We start from the raw sequence: 25,741 nt of genomic DNA on the forward strand, positions 1-25,741 counted from the left end.
CGCCGACGGGAGCCGCGCAGATCCGCCGGCGCCGCGCCCCAGAGTCTCCGCCCCCGCGGAAAAACGGACGCCCGCCCTGGATAGTGTGAGGGCATGACCTCTCAGCAGACCCCTCTGACCACGCGCCGGCTGCGGGCCGGGATCGCCGGACTGGGGCTCGTCCTCGGCCTCGCGCTCGCCGGATGCAGCTCGCCCGCCGCCGATGACGCCGCGACCCCCACGCCCTCCGCCTCCGCGTCTGCTTCCGCCGAGGCCGCGACCCCCACGCCCGAGGCGAGCGCGGACGCCGGCTCCGGCGACGCCGCCGCCCCCGGATCCCGCGAGGCCATCGCCTCGAAGACCCGCGACATCGCCTGCGGCCTCAAGGACAAGTCCACGCTGGAGGAGTCCGACGTCCAGGCGTTCCGCGACCTCGGCACCGAGATCAGCGCGTCGACCGAGACCGGCGCGGCCTCGGCCGGCCAGCAGATCACGGCCCTCGCCGACCAGATCGCGCCCGGCGTCGGCCAGCCGATCAGCGACGAGCTGAAGACGCAGATGTCGACCGCCTGCGACCAGCTGCAGTAGCGCATCCGCACGGACGACGGCCCCGGTCAGCATCGCTGACCGGGGCCGTCGCACGTCCCGGCGGGACTACCAGCGCGGGTGGACCGCGGCGCGGAAGTACCGGTCGTAGACGTCCGCGACCTGGCGCTCGAAGACCTCGCCGAGCGCGGGAGCGTCGCCGGCGCGCGCGTTCGCCTGGGCCTGCTCCGCGTTGCGGGCACCCGGGATCACCGTGGAGACGCCCTCACGCTGCACGATCCACGCGAGCGCGACCTGCGCGGGCGTGAGGTCGGGTGCGGCCTCGTGCGCGGCGGCCGCGAACTCGCGGGCCGCGGCCACGCCGTCGTCGTAGTCGACGCCCGAGAACGTCTCCCCCACGTCGAACGCCGCGCCCTGGCGGTTGAAGTTCCGGTGGTCGGTCTCGGCGAAGGTCGTCTCCGCGGAGTAGCGGCCGCTGAGGAGGCCCGAGGCGAGCGGCACGCGGGCGATGATCCCGACGCCCGCCTCGACGGCGGCCGGCAGCACGCGGTCGAGCGGCTTGAGGCGGAACGCGTTGAGGATGATCTGCACGCTCGCGACGCCGGGGCGCGCGATGGCGAGGAGGGCCTCGTCGGTCGTCTCGACGCTGACGCCGTACGACGCGATGGCCCCGTCGGCGACGAGCTCGTCGAGGGCGTCGTACACGCGGTCGCTCGAGAAGACGGGCGTGGGCGGGCAGTGCAGCTGCACGAGGTCGAGCGTCTCGACGCCGAGGTTCCGGCGCGAGCGGTCGGTCCACTCGCGGAAGCGGTCGAGGGTGAAGTTCGCGGGGTCCTGCGCGTCGCGGCGGCCCATCTTGGTCGCGACCGTGACGCCCGAGTCCGGGTGCGCGCGGAGCCAGGATCCGATGATCGTCTCGCTGCGACCGTCGCCGTAGACGTCGGCCGTGTCGAAGAACGTGATGCCCGCGTCGGCCGCGGCGTCGAGCACGGCGAGCGCGTCGTCCTCGGCGACGTCACCCCAGTCCCCGCCGAGCTGCCAGGTCCCGAGTCCGATGACCGAGACGTTCCGATGGGTCCTGCCGAGGCTTCTCTGCTCCATGGGTCGAGCCTACGCGCGGGCCGACCCCGAGCCGGGCGCGGGCGGTCGCGCGATCCATGGCCGACGCTCGTGCTCGTCATGGGGTGCTCATAGGGAGGGGCGGTGTGATCTTCCCATCGCCCCCACCGGGCCACCCGAGACACGAAGGACCGTCATGAACGAGACACCGCAGGAGCCGACCGGACGCCCGGACGAGGCCCCGGCCGGCGACGCCGGCACGACCACCCCCGCACCGTCCGCCGACGCGACGCCCGCCGCCGCTCCCACTGACGCGACGCCCGCCGCCGCCAGCGCGACGCCCGCCGACGCGACCCCCACCGCCGCCGTGCCTCCCGCCGCGCCCGCGGCCTGGGCCGCCCCGACCGGTCCCGCCGTCGGCGGACCCGCGGCCCCGACGGCCGCCTACGCCACCGCATCGCCGTCGGTCGGTCACGGCGCTCCCGCCGGGTCCCCGTGGCCCGCCCCGGCGACCGACGCCTTCGGCCGCCCCCTCCCTGTCGACGCGGCGGGGAACCCCGTCCCGCCGAAGCGCATGCGCCGCGGCCTCCGCACCGGCCTCATCGCGGGCGCGTCCGCCCTCGCCCTCCTCCTCTCCTTCGGCAGCGGCACGGCGGTGGGCTTCATGGCCGACCTCGGGCGCTCGTCGTCCTCCGCCGGCGACACGCGGATCCAGGACCCGGGCTCGTTCACGCCGGGCCAGGGCTTCGGACGCGGCCAGGGGACGCTGCCCGGGCAGGGACGCGGCGACGGCGCGGGAACCGGATCCGGTTCCGGCAGGCAGTCCGGCACGGGCACGTCGGTCACCTCACCCGAGGCCTCGGAGGCGCAGATGTCGGGCGTCGTCACCATCGACTCGGCCCTCACCTACGAGAACGCGGCCGGGGCGGGCACGGGCATCATCCTGTCGTCCGACGGCACGATCCTCACCAACAACCACGTCGTCAGCGGTGCGACGAGCATCCGCGTCACGGTCGAGTCGACGGGCAAGGCCTACGTCGGCAAGGTCGTCGGCACCGACGCCACGAACGACGTCGCCGTGCTGAAGCTCGAGGGCGCGTCCGGCCTCACGCCGGCGAAGCTCGACACCGACGGCGCGCAGGTCGGCGAGGCCGTCACGGGCGTCGGCAACGCCGGCGGCACGGGCACGCTCACCGCGGCGACCGGCCAGGTCACCGCGCTCGGCCAGACCATCACCACCCAGGCCGAGGGCACGGCCGCGGGCGAGACGCTCACCGACCTCATCCAGACGGACGCGCCCATCGTCTCCGGCGACTCCGGCGGGCCCCTGGTGGACGCCGAGAACGAGGTCGTCGGCATCGACACGGCCGCCTCCTCCGGGTCGGCCCAGGTCGCGGGCTTCGCGATCCCGATCGACAAGGCCATGGGCATCGCGAAGCAGATCGAGAGCGGCGTCGAGTCCGGCACCGTGAAGATCGGCTACCCCGCCTTCCTCGGCGTGCTGCTCGCGAACGGCGCGGGCTCCGTCGCCGGTGCGCCCGTCCAGGGCGTGGTCGACGGGTCCGGCGCGGCGAAGGCCGGCCTCACGCAGGGCGACGTCGTGACCTCGGTCGACGGCAAGGCCGTCGCGTCGGGGTCCGAGCTCAGCGCCGCCATCTCCGGCCACAAGCCGGGCGAGTCGGTGGAGCTCGGCTGGACCACCGCGGCCGGCGCTAAGAGGACCGGCACCGTGACCCTCACCGAGGGCCCCGTCAGCTGATCCGCTCCCCCACGACGACGGCCCGCCCTGCATCGCGCAGGGCGGGCCGTCGTCGTGCGCGCGTCAGCTGCGGGTCACGTCCAGCACCACGACCGCCCAGGACAGCGCCGGGAGCGTGAGCGTGAGGCGCCCGCCCTCGGCGTGCACCCCCTCGAGCGGCACGAGGCCGACCTGTTCGCCCGACTCGAGCGTGTTGCTCGAGAAGCGGTCGCCGCCCTCGGGGACCCGCAGGACCTCGGCCCGCAGGATCCGCCCGGCGTCGAGCCCGCGGAGCGCCACCTCGGTCGCGGCCTCCTCCTCGAGCCCGCGGTTGGCGAGGAAGAGGGACACCGTGCCCGCCTCGTCGTCCCAGGTCGCGCTGACGTCCACCACGTCGGCGGTGCCGAAGCGGTCGTTGTCGTAGCGGTCGCTGTCCACCTCGATCCGCAGGATGCGGCCCGTCGCGAGCTGCGCCATGCGCGCGAACGGCCAGAAGATCGACTGGCGCCAGGCCGGGCCGCCCTCCTCGCTGCGGATCGGCGCGATCACGTTCACGAGCTGCGCCTGGTTGGCGATCTTCACCCGGTCGCCGTGCCGCAGCAGCGAGTTGAGGAGCGTGCCGACCACGACCGCGTCGGTCACGCTGTACTCGTCCTCGATGACCCGCGGGTGCTCGCGCCAGCCCGCCTTCTCGATGCGGTGCGGCTGGTCCTCGCCGTCGAGCCCGCGCTGGTACCAGACGTTCCACTCGTCGAACGAGAGGTCGATCCGCTTCCGGTTCTTCAGGCGCGCGCCGGTCGCGTCCGCCGTCGCGACCACCGACTCGATGAAGAAGTCCATGTCGACGGCGCTCGCCAGGAAGCTCCGCACGTCGCCCTCGTGCTCCTGGTAGTAGGCGTGCAGCGAGACGTAGTCGACGACGTCGTAGGTGTGGCCGAGCACGGTCTGCTCCCACTGCCCGAACGTGGGCATGCCCGAGTTGGAGCTGCCGCACGCGACCAGCTCGATGCTCGGATCCACCAGCCGCATGGCCTTCCCGGCCTCCTGGGCGAGGCGGCCGTACTCGTCGGCCGTCTTGTGCCCGATCTGCCACGGCCCGTCCATCTCGTTGCCGAGGCACCAGAGCTTGATGTCGAAGGGCTCCTCGGCGCCGTTGGCACGGCGCATGTCGGAGTACCTCGATCCGCCGGGGTGGTTCGCGTACTCGACGAGCGCGCGCGCCGCGTCGACGCCGCGCGTGCCGAGGTTGATGGCCTCCATGACCTCGACGCCCGCGGCCTTCGACCAGCCCATGAACTCGTGCAGGCCGAACGCGTTGGTCTCGACGGTGTGCCAGGCGCCGTCGAGGCGGCGGGGCCGGTCCTCGACGGGGCCGACGCCGTCCTCCCAGTCGTAGCCGGAGACGAAGTTGCCGCCGGGGTAGCGGACGACCGTGGCGCCGAGCTCCTTCGTCAGGTCGAGCACGTCCTGCCGGTAGCCCTCGGGCGTCGCGGTGGGGTGGCCGGGCTCGTAGATGCCGGTGTAGACGCACCGGCCCATGTGCTCGACGAACGAGCCGAAGAGCCGGCGCGGCACGTCGCCGATGGTGAAGTCGCGGTCGATGGTGATGCGGGCACGGGTCATGGGGCGTCCTCCTGGACGTCGGGCCCGGGCGCGTGCGTCCCGGGCGGGGTGGGTCGGTCGGTCGGGGCTGCGGGGCGGATCACTGGCCGCCGAACCCGGTGGTCGAGATGCCCTTGATGATCTGGCGCTGGAAGAAGAGGAACACCAGGATCAGCGGCAGCGCGGCGAGCACGGCCGAGGCCATGTTCTGCGCGTACTGGATCCCGTAGGCGTTCTTCACCGTCTGCAGCCCGACCGGCAGGGTCATGAGCGAGGAGTCGTTCGTGGCGATGAAGGGCCAGAGGAAGTTGTTCCAGGCGCCGATGAAGACGAAGATCGCGACCGCCGAGAGGATGGGGCGGGACAGCGGCATCACGATCTGCAGGAACACGCGCACGCGCCCGGCGCCGTCGACGCGCGCCGCGTCCTCGAGCTCGACGGGGATCTGGTCGAAGAACGCCTTCAGGATGAAGACCATCGCGGGCTGCACGATCTGCGGCAGGATCACGGCCCAGAGGGTGTCCACCAGGTCAAACGCCAGCATCTGGTGGAAGAGCGGGACGATGAGGATCTGCGGCGGGATGATGATCGACGCCACGATCGCCCCCATCAGCAGCTTCCGGCCGCGGAAGTCGATGCGGCTGAGCGCGTATCCGGCGAGCGCCGAGAACACGACCGCCACGACCGTGATCACCGTGCTGGTGAGCAGGCTGTTCCACGTCCACAGCGGGATCGTGCCGCCGTTGAGCACGGAGGCGTAGGCGTCGAGCGTGAACCCGCCCGCCGGGAAGACGGTCACCGGGAACGCCGCGGCGTCGGTCTCCGACTTGAAGGACGTGAGCACCGCCCAGAGGAACGGCAGCAGCCACGCGGCCGCGAGGACGATGAGGATCACGAGCGCGGCGATGCGCGACGGCTGGAACCTCGGCGTGCCCGTGCGTCCCTGGCGGGCGGCGACGCTGGTCGCGGGCTTCCGGGCGAGCGTGCCGGAGGAGAAGGCGGGACGGGTGGCGGTGGTCATGACTTCCTCCGGGTGGCCGTGATCTGGATGACCGAGATGACCACGATCAGCGCGAAGAAGATGTACGAGATGGCGGCCGAGTAGCCGAAGCGGAAGCCGGTGAACCCGGTCTCGAAGACGTACTGCACGACCGGCCGGGTCGATCCTCCGGGGCCGCCCGCGGTCATCTGGTAGATCTGGTCGAACACCTTGAGCGACGCGAGCACCTGCAGGATCGCGAGGAGCGCGGTCGTCGGGGCGAGCTGCGGGATCGTGATGGAGAACAGCTGCCGCCACCTGCCGGCGCCGTCGAGGGCCGCCGCCTCGTACTGCTGGTCGGGGATGTTCTGCAGCGCCGCGAGGTAGATGAGGAAGTTGAAGCCGACCGTCCACCACACCGTGGTGATCACGACGCTCGTCATGGCCAGGTTCGAGTCCTGCAGCCACGCGGGCTGCGGGAGGCCGACGGCGCCGGCGATCGCGTTCACGACGCCGAGCTGCGGGTTGTACATCCAGAGCCAGAACAGCGAGACGACGGTGGATGCGAGCAGGAACGGCAGGAAGAACGCCAGCCGCCAGAGCCACTGGCCGGGGAGGCCGAGGTTCACGAGGAGCGCGAGCACGAGGCCCACGACGAGCAGCGGGACGGTGCTCGCGATCGTGAACACCACGGTGTTGCCGAGCGAGCGCCACATCTGGCTGTCGCCGAACGCCTCGACGTAGTTGGCGAACCCGATGAGCTGGCCGTTGGCGCCCGTGAGGCTCTGCCCGGTGAGGCTCTGGTAGAAGCCGTAGAGCACCGGCCAGACCAGGAACACCAGGAAGGTGATGAGGAACGGGGCGATGAAGAGCATGCCCTGGGCCTGCTCCTTGGCGCGTGCCCGCGGGCGTCCCACGGCGGGCCGCGGGCCGGGGACCCGGCCGCGGGCGCGACCGGGGTGGGTGGTGCTGCTGTCGTCACGAGTGGACTCCTTCGTCGTTTCGCTGGGAAGAGGGTGCGGTGCCGCCCGCGGGCGGCCGCCGCTACAGGGGGTTGGGCTTGGCGAGCAGCGCGTCGATCTGCGCGATGAACGCGTCGAGGCCGGCCTCCGCGTCCTGGCGCCCGAGGAAGACGTTCTGCATGTTCTCGGCGAAGTACGTCTGGAAGTCCGAGCCGGATCCGGTGAAGTAGGCGACCGGGTCGTACTCGATCTGCGCGGCCGCGTTCGCGTAGTGCGCCTGCGGCAGCAGCTCCGCGTACTCGGGGCTCTCGATGATCGGCTTGTACGCGGGGATGTGCCCGGCTCCCGCCCACTGCAGCGAGTTCTTCAGGAGGTCGGCCACGAACTCGTAGCTCTTCCGGCGCTTCTCGGGATCCGGCGAGCTCTGGTGGGGCAGCACGAACGCGTGCGAGTCGGCGAAGGACGCGGGCGTGCCGTACAGCGTCGGGATCGGCATGGCGTCGAAGGGCAGCTCGGCCTTCTGGAACGTGGGCAGCTCCCACACCCCGGTGAAGATCGCGCCGCTCTTGCCGCCGGCGAACTCGGCGATGGACGTGCCGGCGTCGCCGCTCGGTGTGGCGATGGTGCCGTCGAGGAGCGTGCGGATGAACTCGAGGGCCGTCAGCGCCTTCTCGCGGTCGTAGACGACCTGGCCGCCCGTGGGCAGCTCCATGTCGCCGCCCATCTGCTTGTAGAGCGTGTAGAACAGGCGCCACATCTGCGTGCCATCGCCGAGGTAGCCGTAGCTGAGGCCATGCACCCCGGTGACCTGCTGCATCGCCCGCATCGCGTCGGCGAACTGCTCCGGCGAGTCGATCGGCGCGAGCTGGCCGTCGTCGCCGAGGAGCCCGGCCTGGCCCGCGACGTCCGTGTTGTACATCATCACGAACGGGTGGCTGTCGAGCGCGATCGAGTAGAGCTTGCCGTCGACGACGCCCTTGTCCCAGACGCGCGGCTCGAAGTCGTCCTGCGCGATGCCGAGCCCGGCGAGCTCGTCGAGGTCCCACGGGTCGAGCAGGCCGCCGGGCGCGAAGCCCGGGACGCGCGCCGCGTGCATGACGGCGACGTCGGGAGCCCGCCCGCCGACCGACGCCATGGCGAGCTTCGTGTAGTACGGCTGGCCCCAGGCGAGGACGGTGGCGGTGACGTCGAACCCGTCGCCCGTCTCCTCCGCCTCCTTGACCATCTCCGTCATCCGGATGCCGTCGCCGCCGGACAGCAGGTGCCAGTACTTCAGGTCGACGATGCCGCCGGCCGCCGCCGCCCGGGGCGCGCAGCCGGAGAGACCCCCGACGAGGAACGCGCCGCCCAGGGCAGCCGCGCCGCCCATGAGGACCTGGCGCCTCGACCATGCCGAGGGACGTCCCCCGGCCTTTCCCTTGACAGGTTCCATTGACCACTCCTTCGTGATGCGATGATCATTACATCGTTGTAATGCGAGCGCAACGTTTCGTGCGGAGGATCTCGCCGACGTTCGCGGAGGGGCCGTCGCGGGTCAGGCGGGAGCGCGCGTGCTGCCCCGGACGACGATGCGGTGCGGGATCACCAGCTGCACGGGCGGCCCCTCGCGCTCCTCGATCCGCCGCACGAGCTGCCCCACGGCCGCCTCGGCGTAGGCGCGGAGGTCGAAGTGGACGGTGGTGAGCGTCGGGATCGAGAAGCGGGCCTGGTCCACGTCGTCGAAACCCGCGACCTGCACGTCCTCGGGAACGCGGACGCCGTGGTCGGCGAGCGCGCGCAGCACGCCGAACGCGAGGCCGTCGGTGAAGCAGAACAGCGCGTCGGGCACGGGGTTGCCGTCGGCCAGCCAGGCGTCGACGGCCTCGGCGCCCGAGGCGCTGTTCCACCCCGTCCGGTCGATCTCGATGGGCGCCTCGCCCGCCTCCTCCATCGCGCGCCGGTAGCCGATGCGGCGGAGGTCGCCGGCGGCGGACTCCTCGCGCGTGGCCGTGCCGACCGCGGCGATGCGGCGGGCGCCCGTGCCGAGGAGGAAGCGCGTCATGTCGTAGGCGGCCTCGACGCTGTCGACGCCCACCCGGTCGGCGATCTCCTGCTCCACCTCGCCGATGACCACGACCGGCGGCAGCGACTCGGCGCGCACGATCGCGCTCTGCGACAGCAGGACGGGGTTGAGGATCAGTCCGTCGACGAGGTGCTCGCGCGCCCGCGACATGAGGTCGCGCTCGCGGTCGGGGCGCGATCCGGTCTCCTCCATCTGGATGCTGTAGCCGGCCTCGTGGGCGACCTCCACGAGGTGGTGCGCGAGCTCGGCCGAGTAGGCCGTGCCGAGGTCGGGCAGGGCGACGGCGATCACGCCCGTGCGGCCGTTGCGGAGACCGCGCGCCGAGAGGTTGGGCACGTAGTCGAGCTCGGCGACGGCCCGCTCGACGCGCTCGCGGGTGGCGGGGCTCACGGTGACGCGGCCGGTGATCACGTTGGACACCGTCTTCGGGGAGACGCCGGCGCGCGCGGCGACGTCCTTCACTGTCGCGCGCATGGTCCTCCCCGAGCCGGCCGTCGGCGGGACATGCCGCGGGCGGTGTCCCCGAATCTAATGCACACGCATTCCCTCACCTGCCGAGGCGATGCCCGGGAGCGCCGGGCACACTGCACGCATGATCTCCACCGCGCACGCCACGACCCTCCTGGAGCTCGGCCTCGAGTGGAGCCTCGAGCCCGGCGACCGGTTCCGGATCCGGGGCCAGGGCTTCGAGTCGGACGTCTTCACCATCAGCGAGCTCACCATCGAGGCGCACGAGCACGCGACCGGCACCGTGCTCGGCTTCAACGGCACGACCGAGTGGGCGCTCGACTCCGTCGCGCTCGAGGACAGCCTGTGGCTGCCGCGCGAGGACCAGCTGCGGGCGCTGCTCGGCGGCGCGTTCCGGTCGCTGCGGCGCGAGATCGGCGGGGCCGAGGACGGCGCGCACGTGGTGCTCGTCGTGATCGACGGCGAGGAGGTCGAGCACCGGGACCTCGAGGCCGAGGAGGCCTACGCGAAGGCGCTCATCGCGGTGATGGAGGCAGCGGACGCGTAGTCCGCCGCCGAAGGGCTCAGGCTCGCGCGCGCCGACGGACGACGAGCGCGGAGATCGCGCGCCAGCCGAGCATCAGGATCCCCAGGATGATCGCGGTCGTGATGACGAACGGGATCACCACGCCCTCGCCGCTGAGCGCGCGGAGCACCATCCCGACGACCACCGTGACGCCCCACACGATGAGGCCCACGGGCACGACGCGCGACGGGCTGCGCCAGGCCCGGGCGACGATCCAGCCGACGAGGCCGCCCGCGAGGAACGGCCACGCGATGCCGAGCACACCCGACGGCGCGAGGTCCTCGCCGTGGCTCGCGCGCCCGATGAGGACGAAGACGACGACGAGCGCGGCGTCGAGCACTGCGGCGCGGACGATCTCGGGGCGGGCGGCGGGGCGGGCGGGTCGGCGGGTCACCCCGCGATCCTAGGCGTCGCGTCCTGGGCGATCGGCGGGCGCGTCCCCGTCCGCCGCGGACGGCAGGAGCAGGAACCCGTCGGCGACGAGCGCGCGGATCCTCGGGAGGAGCTCGGCGCGCAGGGCGGCCGCGTCGACCGCGGTCAGCTGGGCCACCGCGTCGACGATCGCGCCGACGGCCAGCTCGCCGTCGCACGCCCCGACGAGCGCCGCGAGCCCCGTGTCGAGCGGGACCTCGCGGCCGAAGCCGGCGCCCTGGCGCAGCGTCATGACCGTCGGATCCTCGGCGCCCGGCCAGTAGTGCCGCTCCTCCGTGACGTCGCCCGCCACGACCAGCGCCGTCGCGGCGAGGGCGTCGTCGTCGAGGGTCGCGAGCGCGTCGTGCGCGGCGAGCGACGCGGCCAGGTGGTCGCCGAGCCCGGTCGGGTTGTGGCCGAGGCCGCCGTGCAGCCGCTCGAGGCGGCGGAGCGCGGGCCCGCCCGCGGACGGGCGGCGCAGGGTGAGGTAGCCGAAGCCGACGGCGTCCACCCCGCGCGCGGCGAAGTCGTCGAGCCAGGCCTCGACGAGGGCCTCCGACTCGGGGGTGCCGGCACGGGTGCCGCCGTCGCGGATCCACGTCTCGGCGTAGAGCGCCGCGTCCTGCACCTCGCGCTCGACGACCCAGGCGTCGAGGCCGGATCCCGTGCGCTCCGCGGCCCGGTCGAGCCAGCCCGCGACACGCTCGAGGCCGGGCTCCCCCGCGCGGTGCTCCCAGTTGCCGAGGAGCTGCGCGACGCCGCCCGGCGTCAGGTGGTCGACGAGGTCCGCGACGACGCCCTCCACGAGAGCGTCGCCCACCAGCCCGGCGTCGCGGTACTCGTAGGCGGGCACGCCCTCGGCCCGCGGGGTGATGACGAAGGGCGGGTTGGAGACGATGTGGTCGAAGCGCTCCCCCGCGACCGGCTCGAACAGGCTGCCGAGGCGGAGCTCGATGGTCGTGATCCCGTTGAGCGCGGCGTTGAGCGCGGCGAACGCCAGGGCGCGCGCGGAGATGTCGGTGGCGACCACGCGGTCGGCGTGGCGGGAGGCGTGCAGCGCCTGGATCCCGCAGCCGGTCCCCAGGTCGAGCGCAGTGGCGACGGGGGTGGAGATCATGAGGCCGCTGAGGGTGGCGGACGCGCCGCCGACGCCGAGCACGTGGTCCTCGTCGAGCGCGCCGCCGGTGGCGAGCTCGCCGAGGTCGGAGGCGATCCACCACTCCCCGACGCCGTGCGCGTCGATGAAGCCGTACGGGCGGAGGTCGACGGCCGGGCGCACGCGGTCGCCGTCGAGCTCGACCAGCCCGAGGCGGACGGCGCCGTCGAGGCCGAGCGACGGCAGCGCGGCCGTCAGGTCGGCCACGTCGACGGGGTCGCCGAGCACGAAGAGGGCCGCGAGGGCGGCGGATGCGGGGAGGCCGTCCGCGGTGCGCGCGTCGGCGACGGCACGGCGCGCGGGGATCCGGTCGCCGCGGTGCAGCGCCTGCCCGGCCGCGTCGCCCCAGACGTCGAGCGCCGACGCGAGCGTGAAGGGCGCCGCCTCGAGGTCGGCGCGGAGGGCGCGCACCTCCGGGGTCGCGATGGTCACGGACGGGATCGCGGGGCGGGGCACTGGTCGATCTTAACGAGCGGAGGCGCCGGCCGCCGGGCGGGAGCCCGGCGACCGGCGCCGTGGATGCGGGAGGGGTCAGCGGCTCGTCACGGTGAGCTGCGGGGAGGACGGGGCCGGCCCGCCCGCCGCCTGCAGGCCGACGTGCACGGTCTGGCCGGCCGACAGCGCACCGGCCCAGTCGGCGCCCGTGCAGGTCACGGTGCCGGAGGCGACGCCGCAGCGCATGCCCCAGCTGTTCCCCACGGAGGTCGTGCCGGGGCTCGCCCACGACACGGTCCATCCGGCGACCGCGGACTCCGCGGTGACGTCGAGGTCGGCCACGTAGCCGGACGACCAGGATCCGCCGGGCTGCCAGGTCGCCGTCACGGCGCCCTTCGTGGACGGCTGCGGCTGGGGCTGCGGCTGCGAACCGGAGCCCGATCCCGATCCGGAGCCCGATCCCGATCCGGAGCCGGAACCGGAACCCGAGCCCGAGCCGGACGACGGGCTCGGGTGCAGGATCGGCGCCATCGCGTCGAGCTTCGCCTGCTCCGGCGTGACCCAGTCGCTCTGCACGAGCCCGCCGGTGTCGCCGCTGTCGGGGTTGAAGGCCCAGAACGACGAGCTGATACCCGTGGTCTGCAGGTACGACACCAGGGTCGACAGCCACTGCTTGTCGCTGGTGGTCTCGAGCTTGGTGCCGAACTCGCCGAGCAGCACGGGGGCGAGGTCCTTCTTCGCGAGGTAGCCCCAGGCGGCGTCCCAGACGCCCGGGAGGTTGCGCGGGTAGTCGGGCGAGCTGAACCACGACTGCCCGTAGATGCTCGCGGGGTAGTCGTGCGGGGAGTAGACGACGCGGTCCGGCACGGTGAGCTCGACGGGCTTCTCACCCGCGGCGCCCAGCGCCCCGCCCCACCACGTGCCGGAGCCGTCGGGCTCCTTGTCGGTCCCCTCGACGATGACGAGCAGCTTCGGGTTCACGGACAGCACCGCGTCGCCGCCGCGCTCGGCGGCGAGCCGCCAGTCGGTGGACGGATCCCCGGTGCCCCACGACGCCGTGCCGTGCGGCTCGTTGTGCAGGTCGACGCCGATGACCGTCGGGTCGTCCTCGTAGCGGTCGGCGAGCATCTTCCAGTCGGAGATCCACTGCGACTCGGGGAGGTCCGACGAGTACCAGAGCTCGGACTGCCCGCTCACGGTGGGGCGGTGCTGGTCGAGGAACACGTTGAGGCCGTTGTCCTTCGCGGAGGCGATGACGCGGTCCATGAGCTGCAGCGGCGAGAGGCCCCGGAGGTCCGGGTTCGCGTTCAGCCAGTCGGCGGTGCTCGAGGCGTGGAGGCACTCGTTCGCGTACGGCAGGCGCACCGTGGTGAAGCCCATGTCGTGCAGGTGCTTCATGCCGCTGTCGAGCGTGATCTTGTCGAGCCCGTGGAGGACGCAGCCCGACGACTCGAGCCCGAACCACGCGGCGCCGCGGATCGTGTACGGGGAACCCGAGGAGTCGACGATCTTCCCGCCGTCCGTGTGGAGCCATCCGGAGGCGGTGGACGCGGCGGTCGTCGTCGCGGCGGTGCGAGCCGACGTGGAGCCCGGATCAGCTGCGGAGGCCGAGGCAGCTGACGCTCCCGCCGTCGCGATGGCGACCGGGAGGAGCAATCCGAGCAGTGCGGAGGTGAGGCCTCTTCGTGTCTTCATGGCGGAAGACTAGGAGCATCGGAGGATCCGGGCGATGACCCCTCACAGGACGTGAGCGTGAACAGGAGGTAGCCCGCACAAGCAAAAACCCCGCCGAAGCGGGGTTCTTGTGGACCTAAGGAGATTCGAACTCCTGACCTCCTCGATGCGAACGAGGCGCGCTACCAACTGCGCCATAGGCCCTGATGACTCCACGAGACTACCACGTCGCGGGGAGTCCTCCGGACCGCGAGGTCCGGACGGGGATCCGGTCAGCCGACCGCCCGGCGACGGCGCAGCACCTCGTCGAGGTCGCCCATGCCGGGCTCCGCGTCGTCGACGATGCCCATGCGCGAGAAGCGGCTGACCGGAGTGGCGCGCGCGGCGGGCGCGACCGGGGCGGCGGATGCGGCCGGCGCGGCCTCCTCCTCGGCGGCCAGGCGCGCGACCTCGGGCTCGAGGTGCGCACGGTGGAGCGTCTCCTCGGACGCGGCGGCGGCGCGGCGCATCTCCTCGACGGGCGACAGCGGCGTGCGCGGCGGACTGCCGGCGCCGGGACGCGGCCCGGGCGCCTGCGACCGGGAGAGGTAGAGCGGCTTCGGCACGGGCACGGGCGTCCACGACTCGCCCTCCTCGCGCGGGGCGACGGGCGCGGCGGGCTGCTCGGCGGACTCGTGGAAGTCGGTGAAGCCGGTCTGGGGGCGCGGCCGGGCCTCGGGCGCCTGGTGGCGGCGGGCCGCGGCGATCTGCGACATGCGCTGCAGGAGCGCGAGCGAGCCCATCGTGGCGAGCGAGGAGATCACGAGCAGGGTCCACGCACCGGCGGCGGCGACCTGCGTGATCCCGGCGATCACGCCCACGAGGGCGAGCGCGAGGACGACGGTGGCGGTCAGCCGGGTGCGGCGGAGGCGCGTGGCGGCGGAGGGCGACGTTGCGGACACGGGGGCCACTTTCGGTAGGGCGCGCTGGGCGGCGGCATCTCGCGCTCGCGCGGCGGCTTCGGCTTCTTCGGCGGCCCGGCGGAGGGCGCGCTGCTGCTCGACGACGCTGCGGGCGTTGGTCTCGGCGCGCACCGCGTCGGGGACCTCGGCCGTCTCGGCCAGGATCCGCAGGGTCTGCTGGAGGCGCACGGCGTTGCGCTCGGTCGCCATGTACTGGCGCCGGTGCAGCCACGTGGGCAGGAGGTAGGCGAGCCAGAGCACCGCGGAGAGCGCGATGATGATGCCGCCGGATTGCATGTCCCGAGGCTAGGAGGTCCGACGGGTGCGGCGCGGGAAGCGCGCCGCGTGTCCATGGCCGGACCGGCGCATCCGCAGGTGGTCGGTCAGATCCGGCGCTGCACGGCGAGCGGCGACGCGGCCGCCTCGACGTCGGCGTCCGGGACGCGCGACCACTCGGGATCCACGCCGCCCTCCTTCCAGCGCGCGAGCACGCTGGTGGAGAGCTCCTCGACCACGAGGCCGAAGCAGAAGTGGTCGCGCCAGTCGCCGTTGATGTGGATGTAGCGACGGCGGAGCCCCTCGTACCGGAAGCCGAGCTTCTGCACGACGCGGAGGCTGGGCGCGTTCTCCGGCCGGATGCAGATCTCCATCCGGTGCAGCCCGAGGGTCGTGAAGCAGTAGTCCGTCGCGAGGGCGACGGCCGTGGGCGTCACGCTGCGACCCGCGAACTCCTGGCCCACCCAGTAGCCGATGGTCGCGCTCGAGAGCGAGCCGTAGGCGATGGACGAGACGTTGAGCTGGCCGGCGAACTCGTCGTCGTAGTCGATGACCAGCGGCACGCCGAGGCCGGCGCGGGCGTTGGCCTGCAGCGACCGGATGCTCGCGCGGGTGTCGAACGCCATCGGCGCGTAGGGGCTGGTGGCCTCCCACTTGCGGAGCCACGAGCGGTTGTCGAGCAGCGAGCGCTCGAGGGCCCGCGAGTCGCGGAGCCGGATGGGCCGGACGGAGATGCGCCCGTCCCGCATGGTGGGTACGGTCTGCGGCACGTCCATGAGCCTAGGCCTCCGCGGCCGCGGTGGCGCGACCGCGCACCGCGCCGCGGATCCGGATCAGCGCTCGAGCGTCTTGACGAACTCGGGCAGCCACTCGCGCAGGCCCTCGCCGAGGTCCTCGTGGTCGACGCCGAGCTGGACGATGGCCTTCAGGTAGTCGAGCCGGTCGCCCGTGTCGTAGCGGCGTCCGCGGAAGACGACGCCGTAGACGCCGCCGGTCCACTCGGGCGCGGCGGCCATCTTCTCGAGCGCGTCGGTGAGCTGGATCTCGCCGCCCTTGCCGGGCTCCGTCTTGTGCAGCACGTCGAAGACCTCGGGGCGCAGGACGTAGCGGCCGATGATCGCGAGGTTGGAGGGCGCGGTGCCCGCGGCGGGCTTCTCGACCATGCCGGTGATGCGCACGACGTCGTCGTCGTCCGTCTCCTCGACCGTGGCGACGCCGTAGAGGTGCGTCTGCGAGGGGTCCACCTCGAGAAGCGCGACGACGGAGCAGCCGCGCTGGAGCTGGACCTCGATCATGCGGGAGAGGAGCACGTCGCGCTTGTCGATGATGTCGTCGCCGAGGAGCACGGCGAACGGCTCGCGGCCCACGTGCATCTCGGCGCGGAGCACCGCGTGGCCGAGGCCCTTGGGGTCGCCCTGCCGGACGTAGTGCATGTCGGCGAGGTCGGTGGACTCGTTGACCTTGCGGAGCTTGGCGTCGTCGCCCTTGAGCTGGAGGGTGGCCTCGAGCTCGGCGTTGCGGTCGAAGTGGTTCTCGAGGGCGGTCTTGTTGCGGCCCGTGATCATGAGGACGTCGTGCAGTCCCGCGCCCACGGCCTCCTCCACGACGTACTGGATGGCCGGGCGGTCGACGACCGGCAGCATCTCCTTCGGCATCGCCTTCGTCGCGGGCAGGAATCGTGTTCCGAGTCCCGCGGCGGGGATGACGGCCTTCGTGATGTGGGTGACCATGCGATCGAGCGTAGCCATAAAAGCTACCTAGACTCGACCCATGCCGAGCGATGTCCCCACTGAGAAGAGGGCCCTGCGCGCCCAGCTGCGGGAGCGTCGTCGCCAGATGACGTCGACCGAGCGCGACGAGTCGGCCCACGGGCTCACCAGCCGGCTGACGGAGCTCGTGGCGAACCACGACGCCCGCCGGGTGGCCTGCTACCTCTCCACCGTCGACGAGCCGACCACGCGTCCGTTCCTGCAGTGGCTGCACGCGGACGGCCGCCAGGTGCTCCTGCCGGTGTCCCGGAACGACGGCCTGCTCGACTGGGTCGTGAGCGACGGCACCGAGACCGAGGGCCTGTTCGGGCTGCCCGAGCCGGTCGGCGAGCTGCTCGGGCCCATCGCCATCAACGACGTCGACCTGATCCTCGTGCCGGCCGCCGCGGTCGACCAGGGCGGGATGCGCATGGGCTGGGGTCGCGGCTACTTCGACAAGACCCTCGGATCGATGGAGGCCTGCCCCCCGGTCTACGCTGTGGTGTTCGACGCCGAGTTCGTCGACGAGCTCCCGCGGGAGAAGCACGACATGCCGGTCGACGGCATCGTGACCCCGACCCTCATCCACTCCTTCTAGGGACCCATGCCCACGTACTCCTACCGCTGCACGGTGTGCGGCAACGCCTTCGACATCGTCCAGGCGTTCACCGACGACTCCCTCACCGAGTGCCCCGTCTGCGGCGGCAAGCTCCGCAAGCTCTTCGCCGCGGTCGGCGTGAGCTTCACCGGCAGCGGCTTCTACCGGAACGACTCACGCACCGAGGACGCGGCCAAGCGGTCGCGGTCCTCCTCGTCCGGGTCGTCGTCGGCGAAGTCGGGCGACTCGTCCTCGTCCTCCGACTCCTCGTCGTCCTCGTCTTCGTCCTCCGGATCGTCGGACTCGTCCGGATCGTCCGGATCCGGGACGATCGGGCAGGGCTCCGGTACCGTGACCCCCAGCACCCCGTCCGGTCCCGCGTCCTCGGGCTCCGGCTCGTCCTCGCCGTCCACCTGATCGGACGGCCCGCCAGACAGGAGCACCCGTGAAGGGCTTCAAGGAGTTCATCCTCCGCGGCAACGTGATCGACCTGGCCGTGGCCGTCGTGATCGGCGCCGCGTTCACCGCGATCGTGACGGCGATCGTCACGTCGGTCTTCAACCCGCTGATCGCGGCGCTGTTCAACGCCTCGACGCTCAACGACGCGTTCAAGGTCGAGATCCCGACAGCGTCCGGGGCGACCTCGACGCTCCTGTTCGGCGCCGTCCTCGCCGCGATCATCAACTTCCTCATCGTGGCCGCGGTCGTGTACTTCGCGCTCGTGCTCCCGGTGAACCACCTCAAGAAGGTCGCGTTCGCGAAGCAGAAGGCCGAGGAGGACGCGACGCCGAAGGACGTGCCGCCGACCGAGGCGGAGCTGCTCATCGAGATCCGCGACCTGCTCGCCGGGCGTCCGTCGCCCGAGGGCGCGCACACGATCCCGTCGTCCTCCGGCCAGCACGTGGCCGAGCCCGGGAAGCCCGCCTAGCGCGGATCCGCACGACCCGACCGCCTCCGGCGTCGACCCGTCAGCCCCAGTGGGGCGGGCGGTCGAGCCGGAGGCGGTCGTCGTTCGCGTCGGAGGCGGCGGGCGCGTCGCCCCAGCCCTGCGGGGCGTCCTCGGCGGCGCGCACCGCGGGCGCGCGGGCGGCGGCCTGCGGCGTGGGGTCGGATCCGGGGACGGGAGCCGTCGACGCACGCCGCGACCGGCGGGCCGGGCGGCCTTCCCCCGCAGCGTCGGCCGCCGAGTCGGCGTCCGTCGCGTCGCGCTCCGGCATCAGTCCGCCCGGTGCGCGCCGGCCTGCACCTGCACGGGCGCGGTCACGGGGTGCGCGTCCGAGATCGCGCCGAGGGCGGTGGCGATGCGGCGGGCGACGGCGTCCGGATCCGCGAACAGCTCGAAGGAGTGCACGCGGAGGTAGTGCCAGCCGAGGCGCTTGAGCATCTCCGGGCGGAGGCGCAGGGACTCGCGGAGGCTCGTCTGGTTGACGACCGGGTCCGTCTCGATCGCGATGGCCCGGCCGCCGTAGGACGCCACGAGGCCGAGCTTGTCGCGGTGCCCGAGGGCGGGCGCGAGGCCGAGGCCCTCGAGGCGGCGGGCGAGGTCGACGAGCATGGCGTCGCCGTCGTCCGGGATCGGGTCCTCCTTGAAGCGGGCCTCCGCCTCGGAGAGGATCTGGGCGAGCGCGACGATGCCGTGCTTCATCCGGTCCTGGTCGATGTCGGAGGGCTGGAAGCAGGAGACGACCACCATCGAGCGACGGGCGCGCGTCATGGCGACGGCGAGCAGGCGCTCCCCGCCGGGCGCCGCGAGGGCGCCGAAGTTCGACAGCACGCGGCCGTGCGGGGTGCGGCCGTAGCCGACCGAGAAGATCACCCGGTCGCGGCTCTGCGCGACGCACTGCTCGAGGGTCGCCACCATGAACGGCTCGGCGCGGTCGCCGATGAAGAACTCGGTGACGTCGCTGCGCTTGGCGGCCGCGTGGAGCACGGCCTGCTGCACCCGCACGGCGTGACGGGCGCTCGCGGTGATGACCATGAGGGACTCGCGCGGGCGGTGGCTCGCGTGGTCGAGGACGAGCTCCACCACGCGGATCACCTCGGCGTCGACGCTCTCGACGGCGCCGGTGTCCTCGTCGGGCATGCCGTGGCCGTCGGCGACGAAGTCGAGCGACAGGCTGCCGTGGCCGAGGAACGTGCCCGCCCACGGGAGGGACTGGATCCGGCCGCCGTAGAAGCGGCGGTTGACGAGCTCGGCCAGGTCCTCGCCGCCCGCGCGGTAGCTGCGCGTGAGGGAGAGGGTGGGCAGCAGCTCGCCGAGGCGCGCGAGCGCGGAGTCGGCGTGGCGCTCCTCGAGCGTGGAGTCGTCGTCCGCGAGCTGGGGCGTCGAGCGCTCCGACTGCGGGACCACCGCGATGGTGAACGGCGACGGCGTCTGCGTGACGGGATCCCCGAAGACGACGGTCTGCTTGCCGCGTCGGATGCCGCCGAGGGCCTCCGCGAGCGTCATCGCGCCGGCGTCCACGAGGAAGACGGCGTCGAACGGCATCTCGTCGGTGATCGCGGGGACCTCGTACGGCGAGGCGAGCCACACCGGCGCGATGGTGCGCGAGAGGTGGGGCGCGGAGTGGTGGAGGGCCCCGGCGTCGACGGGGGCGGATCCGCCGAGCAGCTGGCGCAGGTGGTGCGCCTCCTCGGGCCAGTCGACCACGCCGATCTTCCACGTCTCCGCGAGCTGCCACGCGAGCAGGCCGGCGCTGGCCGTGGCGTGCGCCTCGTCGACGAGGCGGAAGTCGGACTCCAGGCGGTCGAGCACGCTCGTGTTCGCGTTGAGGAGCGCCTTGTCGCCCGCGAGCATCTGCTCGAGCACCGACTGCCACCACGCGAGCTCGAGCTCGGCGGCGACGGACTCCTGCGGCACGTGCCGGTCGGAGAGGTCGCGGAGCAGCGGATCCAGGTCGAGCCGGCGCAGCTCCGCCAGCAGGGAGGTGCGCTCCTGGAGGTTCTGCAGCACCTCGCTGTCCTCGGCGAGCTGGGCGACCTTCTCGCGCAGCTCGTCGACGGGCAGCTCGGCGAGCGGCGTCGGACGCGTGAGCATGCTCAGCGGCTCGTCGAGCACCTTGAGGTCGGCGGCGACCTCCTGGTAGCGCACGTGCACGTCGGAGATCCCGCGCGGGACCTCGGGGGTCGAGCCGACCGCCACGTAGCGCTGCCACAGGATCCGCTGCTTCTGGATGGCCTTGAGGCTCTCGTGCATGTCGGAGATGTGGACGCCCGGGCGCACGTACTCGCGCGCGAGCTTGCGGAGGCGACGGCGCGTGATGCTCGTCATCTCCGGGGCGTCGCGGCGGGAGCCGGTGGCCGCGATGATCTCGCTGAGCGACCGGTCGAACACCACCGGCTGGAACTTGTCGAGCGTCTCGCGCACGTCGAGGAGGAGGCGGAGGTACACGCCGAGCTCGTCGATCGACCGGTAGGCGCGCATGCGCGTCTGGCCGATCAGCTCGTCCGCGCGCTCGAGGAGGCGCGGCAGGCCGTCGGCGGACAGCGACTTCGCGAGGTCGTGCGCGTGCGTCGCGGCGGCGCTCGTGGAGAACGTGGCGCCGTACCAGGGCGAGTCGCCCGGGCCGTAGCGGAACTCGCCGAGGCTCGCGGCCTTGACGAGGGAGGCGGCGGCGCTGGCACGGTCGTGCGCGATGGCCTTCACGGCGTCGCGCGTGAGGCGCGCGGTGGTCGCCGGCGGATCGGGCAGGAGGGCGAGGCGGGAGAGCTCGCCGAGCGCGTCGAGCACCGAGACGCCGAGGTCCCTGTCGGGACGGCCGAGCGCGAAGCGGTAGTCGAGCAGCACGTGACGGAGGCGGACGAGCGCGTCGTCGACCTCCGCGGTCTGGGCCGGCTTCGCCTTCTCGTTGCGGACGATGGACTGCACGACGTCGCGCTTCAGCGACTTCGGCGCGACCGCGAGGCCCGGCAGGCCCACGTCGGCGAGGCGCTGGCCGATGCCCTTGAGCGAGGAGGCGCGGGGGCTCACCACGAGCACGCGCTTGTTCTGCGCGACGAGGCAGCCGATGGAGTTGACGATGGTCTGCGTGCCACCGGTGCCGGGCAGCGTGGTCACCACGAGCGAGTTGCCCGCGTTGATCTGCGCGATGACGTACTCCTGCTCGGGGTCCGCGTCGAGCAGCAGGGTGTCGGTGACGGGCGGGCGCTGGTCCTGCGGGATCGGATCCACGGGCGCGTACGCCTCGCCCACGCCCCACTTGGCGGTGGGGTTGCCGGCGATGGCGTCGATGACGAGGTGCTCGAGGTGCTCGGCATCCTCGGCGAGCGCCCGGCCCACCTCCGCGAAGGAGGAGACGACGAGGCGCGGCTGCACGGCGAACGCGGGCAGGTGCGAGGTGAGGCCGCGGAGGCGGTCGATGACGGGCTGCGGCTTGAACGCGCCGTTCTGCACGGCGAGCGCGACGAACGACTCGGCGTCGAGCGTGATCTGGAACTGCTCCTCGAGGGCGCGCGCGAGCGCCGGGTTGAGGAACGGCTGGCCCTTGAGGCGCACCTCGTAGTCGCTGCCGTGGCGGCGGATCGCGAGCGGGCGCAGCAGCACGGGCGCGCGGAACTGCTCGTCGGCGAAGCGCCACTCCGCGAGGCCGATGGCCAGGTGGATCGACTCGATGCCGCGGGCCGAGACCAGCTCGATGCCCTTCTGGGTGATGCGGTTCGCGGCCTTGCGGGCGCTGCGGAGCGCGAGCTCGTCGCGGATGAGGGACGACAGCAGCGTCGTCTTGCCCGTGATGAACTGCGCGAGGCCGCCCGGGTGCGTGGTGCTCAGCTCGATGCGGGAGCCCGGTGCGTCCACGAAGTGGAGGAGAGGAGAGGTGCCGCCGATGCCGGCCAGCTGCTCGCGCCACTCGCGCCAGCGGGGCTCGGCCACGTTGCCGCTCCCGAGCTGCACGTCGCCGACGCGGAGGTCGTGGGGGCTGGTGCTGTTGTGGGAAGCATTCACGTGGGGGTCCTCAAGAGGCTCGGCGGCGAACCCGGAGAGCAGGTCGTCGTCGTCGTCGGATCGTTCATTGGCACGCCACACCCGGCAACAGTACGACGCGGCGGGTGGGGAAACCGGCAGGCGGGGCGGCGCGGGGGTGGATCCGGGGGGCTCGGCGGACAGCCGCCCCCGCTCGCGTCGCCGCGCGATCGGGCCGCGGCCGGCCGGGCTCCCCTCCGCTACCATGGGCCGGTCAGCCTCTGTAGCTCAATGGAAGAGCAGTTCCGTCCTAAGGAAAGGGTTGGGGGTTCGAGTCCCTCCAGGGGCACCCTCATGATCGCGTGATCGCGACGACCCGCATCCCCGACGCACGTGGCGCGGCTAGCCCCGAATCGACCTCGTCGCCCGGCCCCCCGATGCGGAGACGGTGTCCGACACGAGCGCGTGACGGAATCGCGTCCACGACTCCGCATCATGGAGCCCGAGGCGCGGGCCGTGCTCTCCTCGGAACCAGACCACGTTCCGCGTGAGCTCGTCGAGGTTCCATCCGATGAAGCTGGACGCCCGCCGCCGGTGGGACCGCGAATGGCAGGAGAGCGTGGTGTCCGCCCGCTCGAGGGCCCAGAGGATCACGAAGTAGGCACGCGTCGCGGACACGGCCCCGGGACGTGCCATCGTCCTGGGAATGGCGGAAGGCGCCCATCGCATCACGAGCGGCCGCCACCTCCCCCGTCGTCGGATCCGCGTGCACCGCGGCGAGCACGGCTCGCCTGCTCCGTCGCGCCTCGGCGACCGTGTGCACGAAGCCGATCACGGTCGCGAGAGAGGCCGCCGCCGCGGTGACGGCGACGGCCACGGCGACGAGGAGCGTCCCAGGCGCCCTCGATGCCCTAGCTCCCCTCCGCGCGTCGTGTCATGCGCCGACGGGCTCCCCCGCGTGGACGCGTATCGCCTCGCGGATCGCGTCCGCGTGCGCGTAGATCTCGTCGAGCGAGCCGATCGGGTGCCGCGTCTCGACCTTGTGCGCGTCGAAGAGGCCGAGGTACTTCTGCTTCTTGCCGTTGAAGTGCAGGCGCGCGATGGGCTTGCGGTTGTTGTCGTCGAGGAGGATCGCCAGATACGACTTCGCGTCGCGGTGCACCACGCGCTGCGGCTTCACCTCGCTGCAGGCGATGGCCTTGACGATCTGGTAGCCCTCGAGCTCCTCGAGCGTGGTCTCGATCTCCGTGTCGCGGTCGAGGTCGGCCTCCACGACCTCCTCACTGGTGATCGCGTCGGCCGACGGCGCGGCGGGCGCCGAGGGGAACGCGGGCGCGCCGAGCGCGGTCTTCAGCCGGTCGTTCACCTGCTCGTTCAGGTACTGCTTCGACGCCTTGCCGACGAGCGTCGTGAACTGCTCGCGCACCTTCTCCGTGAACGAACCGTCGTACACGCGACGGGTGAGGAGCTTCACCCATTCCGTGCTCGGCTCGCGGAACTCCGCGGCGATCGCGCGCTTCAGCGCACCGACGTACTTGAGCTCGCCGGCGGCGCTGATGATCGAGTCGAGGTCGAACACGTCCTTGGTGAGCTTCATCAGCTCGGGCAGCAGGGTCTCGTCGATGTCGGCGAGGTCGAGCACCAGGAAGGGCTTCTCGTCCATGCGGTTCGGCGCGTCGAGGTCCGTGTAGAAGTGATAGGTCTCGCCGTTGGTGAGCACCGCGATGCGCGCGTTCGTCACGGCGAAGTAGCGGAACAGCTGCGAGGCGTGCTCGATCTTGAGCGGCTCCGTCGACTTCTTGCACTCGATGAGGATCTGCACCTCGCCGTCGCGCATGATCGCGTAGTCGATCTTCTCGCCCTTCTTGAGGCCGAGGTCCGCCGTGAACTCGGGGACCACCTCGAGGGGGTTGAACACGTCGTACCCGAGGATCGTGGAGATGAACGGCATGATGAACGCGTTCTTCGTCGCCTCCTCCGTCTGGATGGCCTCGCGCTGGTTGCGGACCTTCAGGGCCAGGGCGGCCAGTCGTTCGGCGAATTCCACGGGGACTCCCTCGTCTCGGTGATCCCGACGATACGGACGTCGATGCGTGCTCATGGAGATACGCGTGCCCCCATTTCGGGCCGCAGCGGGCGGTGGGACAGGACCGGATCTGAAGCCCGCGGCCAGCCTCCGCTACTCCTCCCCTCCCGCCTCCCGCCGCTTCCGCTCGATCGCGTCGCGGTACTTCTGCATGCTCCGTTCCGCCGCACGCCGGCGGATCTCCTCCACGTCGGGCGCGAAGGTCTCGCGGGTCATGTCCTTCAGCTCGGCGTACTTCCGGTCGAACTCGTCCTGCGTCATGCCCGGCTCCCACGGGCGGCCGATGGCGATCCCGACCGCGGACGCCAGCCCCCATGCGGCTCCCACCGCCGTGCCCATCAGGAGCGATCCGGTCATGATCCAGCCCAGTGCCACCACCCCGACCAGCGCGACCAGCGGGGGCACGAGCGCGAAGTCCCAGCCGCCCGGCGACGAGAGCTTCCGGCGCCGGGCGAAGGGATCCTCGACCAGGACCTCGATCAGCGCGCCGATGCCGACGGCCACGGCCACGAGCGCCACCAGGTCGGCCGCTCCCCGGGACGGGACGGCGGGAAGGAGGGTCGCGAGCCACAGGAGCACCAGCACGACCGGCGCCTTGACCAGCCCGAGGACGAGATGTCCCATCAGGGGTGCCCACAGGCCAGGCGGCTCCCACGAGTCGGGGTTGCGCGGTCGCACGTCGTCCATGAGGATCCCGATGCTCGCAGGCGGGGAGCGGACACGCGCGCGCTCTCCCCCAGCGCCCTGCACCGCTCACCTCCCCCGACGGGGCACTCTGCACATGGCGCCCTCCTCGGACGGATCCCTACTCTGTGGCAACCCGTCGCCACACCCGAGGAGACTCCCCATGGCATCCACCGCACCCGACGACTACGCGCTCGCGCGGGTCCCGCAGGAGGCGCGCTACCACTGGTTCCCGATCGCGACCCAGCGCGTCGGCCAGCTGTCCGCGCTGAGCGCCTTCGTCGTCGCCGCCACGCTCGGATTCAGCATGTCGTTCTGGCATGCCTTCTGGGCGTGCCCACGGCCCAGGAGGCGGCCCGCGCGGTCCGCCGGGCCCAGCAGCGCTGAGACGACGATCTGCCGAGCGCGGTCGGCGTCGGACGCGTGCACCACGGCCCGGCGGGCATCGCCCGCTCCCTCACGGAGGCCGCCGACGCCGCGCGCCTCGCCGCCTCCCGACCGCAGTCCGGCCGCTTCCTCCACGTCGACCGCCTGGGCCTCGCGCAGCTGCTCCTCGCCTGGACCCGGACGGACACCTTCCAGCCGGCCGCGCTCGAGCTGCTCGCGCCGCTGCGGCGGCAGACCGCGGGCGACCTCCTCGCCACCCTCGCGACCTACCTCGACGCCGAGTCGTCGGTCGCCGAGACGGCGTCGATCCTCGCGGTGCACCGCAACACGGTGGCGGAGCGGATCCAGCGCGTGCAGCGCATCCTCCAGGTCGACCTCGCGGACGCCGAGACCCGCCTGGCCCTGCACCTCGCCTGCCGGACGGTGCTGGCGGCGGAGGGCTAGGCCGCCCTCCTGTGGACGCTCGCCCGCCCCGCCCAGCCGCC

23 protein-coding genes and 2 tRNA genes are annotated in these 25,741 nt (G+C 72.6%); 8 read left to right on the plus strand and 17 right to left on the minus strand.

The window, feature by feature from the left end; all coding sequences use genetic code 11:
• Positions 1-93 precede the first annotated feature (93 nt).
• On the plus strand, positions 94-567 hold the full coding sequence (locus AES38_RS11695) for a hypothetical protein (protein WP_053775129.1): 474 nt from the start codon (positions 94-96) through the stop codon (positions 565-567).
• A 66-nt stretch (positions 568-633) separates the two neighbouring features.
• Here AES38_RS11695 and AES38_RS11700 read toward each other — a convergent pair whose 3' ends face one another.
• The gene (locus AES38_RS11700) at positions 634-1,626 is read right to left on the minus strand and encodes an aldo/keto reductase (protein ID WP_053775130.1); all 993 of its coding nucleotides are present in this window, start codon (positions 1,624-1,626) and stop codon (positions 634-636) included.
• Positions 1,627-1,780: 154 nt separating this feature from the next.
• On the opposite strand from AES38_RS11700, the gene AES38_RS11705 reads away from it, so the two are divergent.
• Positions 1,781-3,343 (plus strand): S1C family serine protease, encoded by a 1,563-nt coding sequence (locus AES38_RS11705; RefSeq protein WP_244629167.1) that lies wholly within the window; start codon positions 1,781-1,783, stop codon positions 3,341-3,343.
• Positions 3,344-3,406: 63 nt separating this feature from the next.
• Here the strand turns inward: AES38_RS11705 and arfA are convergent, their stop codons facing one another.
• From arfA to AES38_RS11730, 5 genes are all read right to left on the minus strand, one after another.
• Positions 3,407-4,945: an arabinosylfuranosidase ArfA gene (gene arfA, locus AES38_RS11710; protein ID WP_053775131.1), complete on the minus strand. Its 1,539-nt coding sequence runs from the start codon at positions 4,943-4,945 to the stop codon at positions 3,407-3,409.
• Positions 4,946-5,024: 79 nt separating this feature from the next.
• Positions 5,025-5,945 (minus strand): carbohydrate ABC transporter permease, encoded by a 921-nt coding sequence (locus tag AES38_RS11715; RefSeq protein ID WP_053775132.1) that lies wholly within the window; start codon positions 5,943-5,945, stop codon positions 5,025-5,027.
• Positions 5,942-6,778, minus strand: coding sequence for a carbohydrate ABC transporter permease (locus AES38_RS11720; protein WP_157883536.1), 837 nt, complete (start codon positions 6,776-6,778; stop codon positions 5,942-5,944). Before AES38_RS11720 ends, AES38_RS11715 begins: the two co-directional genes overlap by 4 nt.
• Before the next feature lie 169 nt (positions 6,779-6,947).
• Positions 6,948-8,297 (minus strand): extracellular solute-binding protein, encoded by a 1,350-nt coding sequence (locus AES38_RS11725; RefSeq protein WP_053775134.1) that lies wholly within the window; start codon positions 8,295-8,297, stop codon positions 6,948-6,950.
• 102 nt (positions 8,298-8,399) lie between these two features.
• Positions 8,400-9,401, minus strand: a complete 1,002-nt coding sequence (locus AES38_RS11730) for a LacI family DNA-binding transcriptional regulator (RefSeq protein WP_053775135.1) — start codon at positions 9,399-9,401, stop codon at positions 8,400-8,402.
• A 118-nt stretch (positions 9,402-9,519) separates the two neighbouring features.
• Here AES38_RS11730 and AES38_RS11735 point away from each other — a divergent pair, with 118 nt between their 5' ends.
• Positions 9,520-9,942: a hypothetical protein gene (locus tag AES38_RS11735; RefSeq protein WP_053775136.1), complete on the plus strand. Its 423-nt coding sequence runs from the start codon at positions 9,520-9,522 to the stop codon at positions 9,940-9,942.
• 16 nt (positions 9,943-9,958) lie between these two features.
• On the opposite strand, the gene AES38_RS11740 is transcribed toward AES38_RS11735, so the two are convergent.
• The 7 genes from AES38_RS11740 to galU form a co-directional block, all read right to left on the minus strand.
• On the minus strand, positions 9,959-10,354 hold the full coding sequence (locus AES38_RS11740; protein WP_072174642.1) for a DUF3054 domain-containing protein: 396 nt from the start codon (positions 10,352-10,354) through the stop codon (positions 9,959-9,961).
• A 9-nt stretch (positions 10,355-10,363) separates the two neighbouring features.
• Positions 10,364-11,983, minus strand: a complete 1,620-nt coding sequence (locus tag AES38_RS11745) for a DUF7059 domain-containing protein (protein ID WP_053775137.1) — start codon at positions 11,981-11,983, stop codon at positions 10,364-10,366.
• A 75-nt stretch (positions 11,984-12,058) separates the two neighbouring features.
• Positions 12,059-13,657, minus strand: coding sequence for a cellulase family glycosylhydrolase (locus AES38_RS11750; RefSeq protein ID WP_053775138.1), 1,599 nt, complete (start codon positions 13,655-13,657; stop codon positions 12,059-12,061).
• 110 nt (positions 13,658-13,767) lie between these two features.
• Positions 13,768-13,840 (minus strand) — tRNA-Ala (locus tag AES38_RS11755).
• Between the two features lie 68 nt (positions 13,841-13,908).
• A complete protein-coding gene (locus AES38_RS11760; protein WP_053775139.1) occupies positions 13,909-14,874 on the minus strand; it encodes a hypothetical protein in 966 nt (321 codons plus the stop codon).
• An 86-nt stretch (positions 14,875-14,960) separates the two neighbouring features.
• On the minus strand, positions 14,961-15,629 hold the full coding sequence (locus AES38_RS11765; protein ID WP_053775140.1) for a GNAT family N-acetyltransferase: 669 nt from the start codon (positions 15,627-15,629) through the stop codon (positions 14,961-14,963).
• 57 nt (positions 15,630-15,686) lie between these two features.
• Positions 15,687-16,583 (minus strand): UTP--glucose-1-phosphate uridylyltransferase GalU, encoded by an 897-nt coding sequence (galU, locus tag AES38_RS11770; protein WP_012039135.1) that lies wholly within the window; start codon positions 16,581-16,583, stop codon positions 15,687-15,689.
• Positions 16,584-16,623: 40 nt separating this feature from the next.
• On the opposite strand from galU, the gene AES38_RS11775 reads away from it, so the two are divergent.
• From AES38_RS11775 to mscL, 3 genes are read left to right on the plus strand one after another with little or no spacing between them, the layout of a single operon-like run.
• Complete coding sequence (locus AES38_RS11775) at positions 16,624-17,199, plus strand: 5-formyltetrahydrofolate cyclo-ligase (RefSeq protein WP_053775141.1); 576 nt, start codon at positions 16,624-16,626, stop codon at positions 17,197-17,199.
• A gap of 6 nt (positions 17,200-17,205) precedes the next feature.
• Positions 17,206-17,616, plus strand: coding sequence for an FmdB family zinc ribbon protein (locus tag AES38_RS11780; protein ID WP_053775142.1), 411 nt, complete (start codon positions 17,206-17,208; stop codon positions 17,614-17,616).
• Between the two features lie 28 nt (positions 17,617-17,644).
• Positions 17,645-18,127 carry a large conductance mechanosensitive channel protein MscL gene (mscL, locus tag AES38_RS11785; RefSeq protein WP_053775143.1) on the plus strand — a complete coding sequence of 161 codons (483 nt, stop codon included), beginning with the start codon at positions 17,645-17,647 and terminating at the stop codon, positions 18,125-18,127.
• Between the two features lie 40 nt (positions 18,128-18,167).
• Here mscL and AES38_RS11790 read toward each other — a convergent pair whose 3' ends face one another.
• Positions 18,168-18,416, minus strand: a complete 249-nt coding sequence (locus AES38_RS11790; protein WP_053775144.1) for a hypothetical protein — start codon at positions 18,414-18,416, stop codon at positions 18,168-18,170.
• Entirely contained in the window at positions 18,416-22,141 is a 3,726-nt protein-coding gene (locus AES38_RS11795; protein ID WP_081001896.1) for a DUF4011 domain-containing protein, read from the minus strand. Before AES38_RS11795 ends, AES38_RS11790 begins: the two co-directional genes overlap by 1 nt.
• A gap of 235 nt (positions 22,142-22,376) precedes the next feature.
• On the opposite strand from AES38_RS11795, the gene AES38_RS11800 reads away from it, so the two are divergent.
• Positions 22,377-22,448 (plus strand) — tRNA-Arg (locus tag AES38_RS11800).
• 585 nt (positions 22,449-23,033) lie between these two features.
• On the opposite strand, the gene AES38_RS11810 is transcribed toward AES38_RS11800, so the two are convergent.
• Both AES38_RS11810 and AES38_RS11815 read right to left on the minus strand, forming a co-directional pair.
• A complete protein-coding gene (locus tag AES38_RS11810) occupies positions 23,034-24,146 on the minus strand; it encodes a type I restriction endonuclease (RefSeq protein WP_053775147.1) in 1,113 nt (370 codons plus the stop codon).
• Positions 24,147-24,278: 132 nt separating this feature from the next.
• Positions 24,279-24,809 (minus strand): hypothetical protein, encoded by a 531-nt coding sequence (locus tag AES38_RS11815; protein WP_244629168.1) that lies wholly within the window; start codon positions 24,807-24,809, stop codon positions 24,279-24,281.
• Between the two features lie 483 nt (positions 24,810-25,292).
• On the opposite strand from AES38_RS11815, the gene AES38_RS11825 reads away from it, so the two are divergent.
• Complete coding sequence (locus tag AES38_RS11825; protein ID WP_053775150.1) at positions 25,293-25,700, plus strand: PucR family transcriptional regulator; 408 nt, start codon at positions 25,293-25,295, stop codon at positions 25,698-25,700.
• The last annotated feature ends 41 nt before the right edge of the window (positions 25,701-25,741 follow it).

The sequence above is a fragment of the Clavibacter capsici genome, from assembly GCF_001280205.1.
Lineage (GTDB): Bacteria > Actinomycetota > Actinomycetes > Actinomycetales > Microbacteriaceae > Clavibacter > Clavibacter capsici.

Coding starts and splice junctions, on each gene's coding strand:
- AES38_RS11735 (WP_053775136.1), top strand. CDS start 9,520: ATGATCTCCACCGCGCACGCCACGACCCTCCTGGAGCTCGGCCTCGAG.
- AES38_RS11780 (WP_053775142.1), top strand. CDS start 17,206: ATGCCCACGTACTCCTACCGCTGCACGGTGTGCGGCAACGCCTTCGAC.
- AES38_RS11815 (WP_244629168.1), bottom strand. CDS start 24,809: ATGGGACATCTCGTCCTCGGGCTGGTCAAGGCGCCGGTCGTGCTGGTG.
- AES38_RS11760 (WP_053775139.1), bottom strand. CDS start 14,874: ATGCAATCCGGCGGCATCATCATCGCGCTCTCCGCGGTGCTCTGGCTC.
- AES38_RS11750 (WP_053775138.1), bottom strand. CDS start 13,657: ATGAAGACACGAAGAGGCCTCACCTCCGCACTGCTCGGATTGCTCCTC.
- arfA (WP_053775131.1), bottom strand. CDS start 4,945: ATGACCCGTGCCCGCATCACCATCGACCGCGACTTCACCATCGGCGAC.
- AES38_RS11715 (WP_053775132.1), bottom strand. CDS start 5,945: ATGACCACCGCCACCCGTCCCGCCTTCTCCTCCGGCACGCTCGCCCGG.
- AES38_RS11730 (WP_053775135.1), bottom strand. CDS start 9,401: ATGCGCGCGACAGTGAAGGACGTCGCCGCGCGCGCCGGCGTCTCCCCG.
- AES38_RS11700 (WP_053775130.1), bottom strand. CDS start 1,626: ATGGAGCAGAGAAGCCTCGGCAGGACCCATCGGAACGTCTCGGTCATC.
- AES38_RS11705 (WP_244629167.1), top strand. CDS start 1,781: ATGAACGAGACACCGCAGGAGCCGACCGGACGCCCGGACGAGGCCCCG.
- AES38_RS11765 (WP_053775140.1), bottom strand. CDS start 15,629: ATGGACGTGCCGCAGACCGTACCCACCATGCGGGACGGGCGCATCTCC.
- AES38_RS11790 (WP_053775144.1), bottom strand. CDS start 18,416: ATGCCGGAGCGCGACGCGACGGACGCCGACTCGGCGGCCGACGCTGCG.
- galU (WP_012039135.1), bottom strand. CDS start 16,583: ATGGTCACCCACATCACGAAGGCCGTCATCCCCGCCGCGGGACTCGGA.
- AES38_RS11720 (WP_157883536.1), bottom strand. CDS start 6,778: ATGCTCTTCATCGCCCCGTTCCTCATCACCTTCCTGGTGTTCCTGGTC.
- AES38_RS11695 (WP_053775129.1), top strand. CDS start 94: ATGACCTCTCAGCAGACCCCTCTGACCACGCGCCGGCTGCGGGCCGGG.
- AES38_RS11725 (WP_053775134.1), bottom strand. CDS start 8,297: ATGGAACCTGTCAAGGGAAAGGCCGGGGGACGTCCCTCGGCATGGTCG.
- AES38_RS11775 (WP_053775141.1), top strand. CDS start 16,624: ATGCCGAGCGATGTCCCCACTGAGAAGAGGGCCCTGCGCGCCCAGCTG.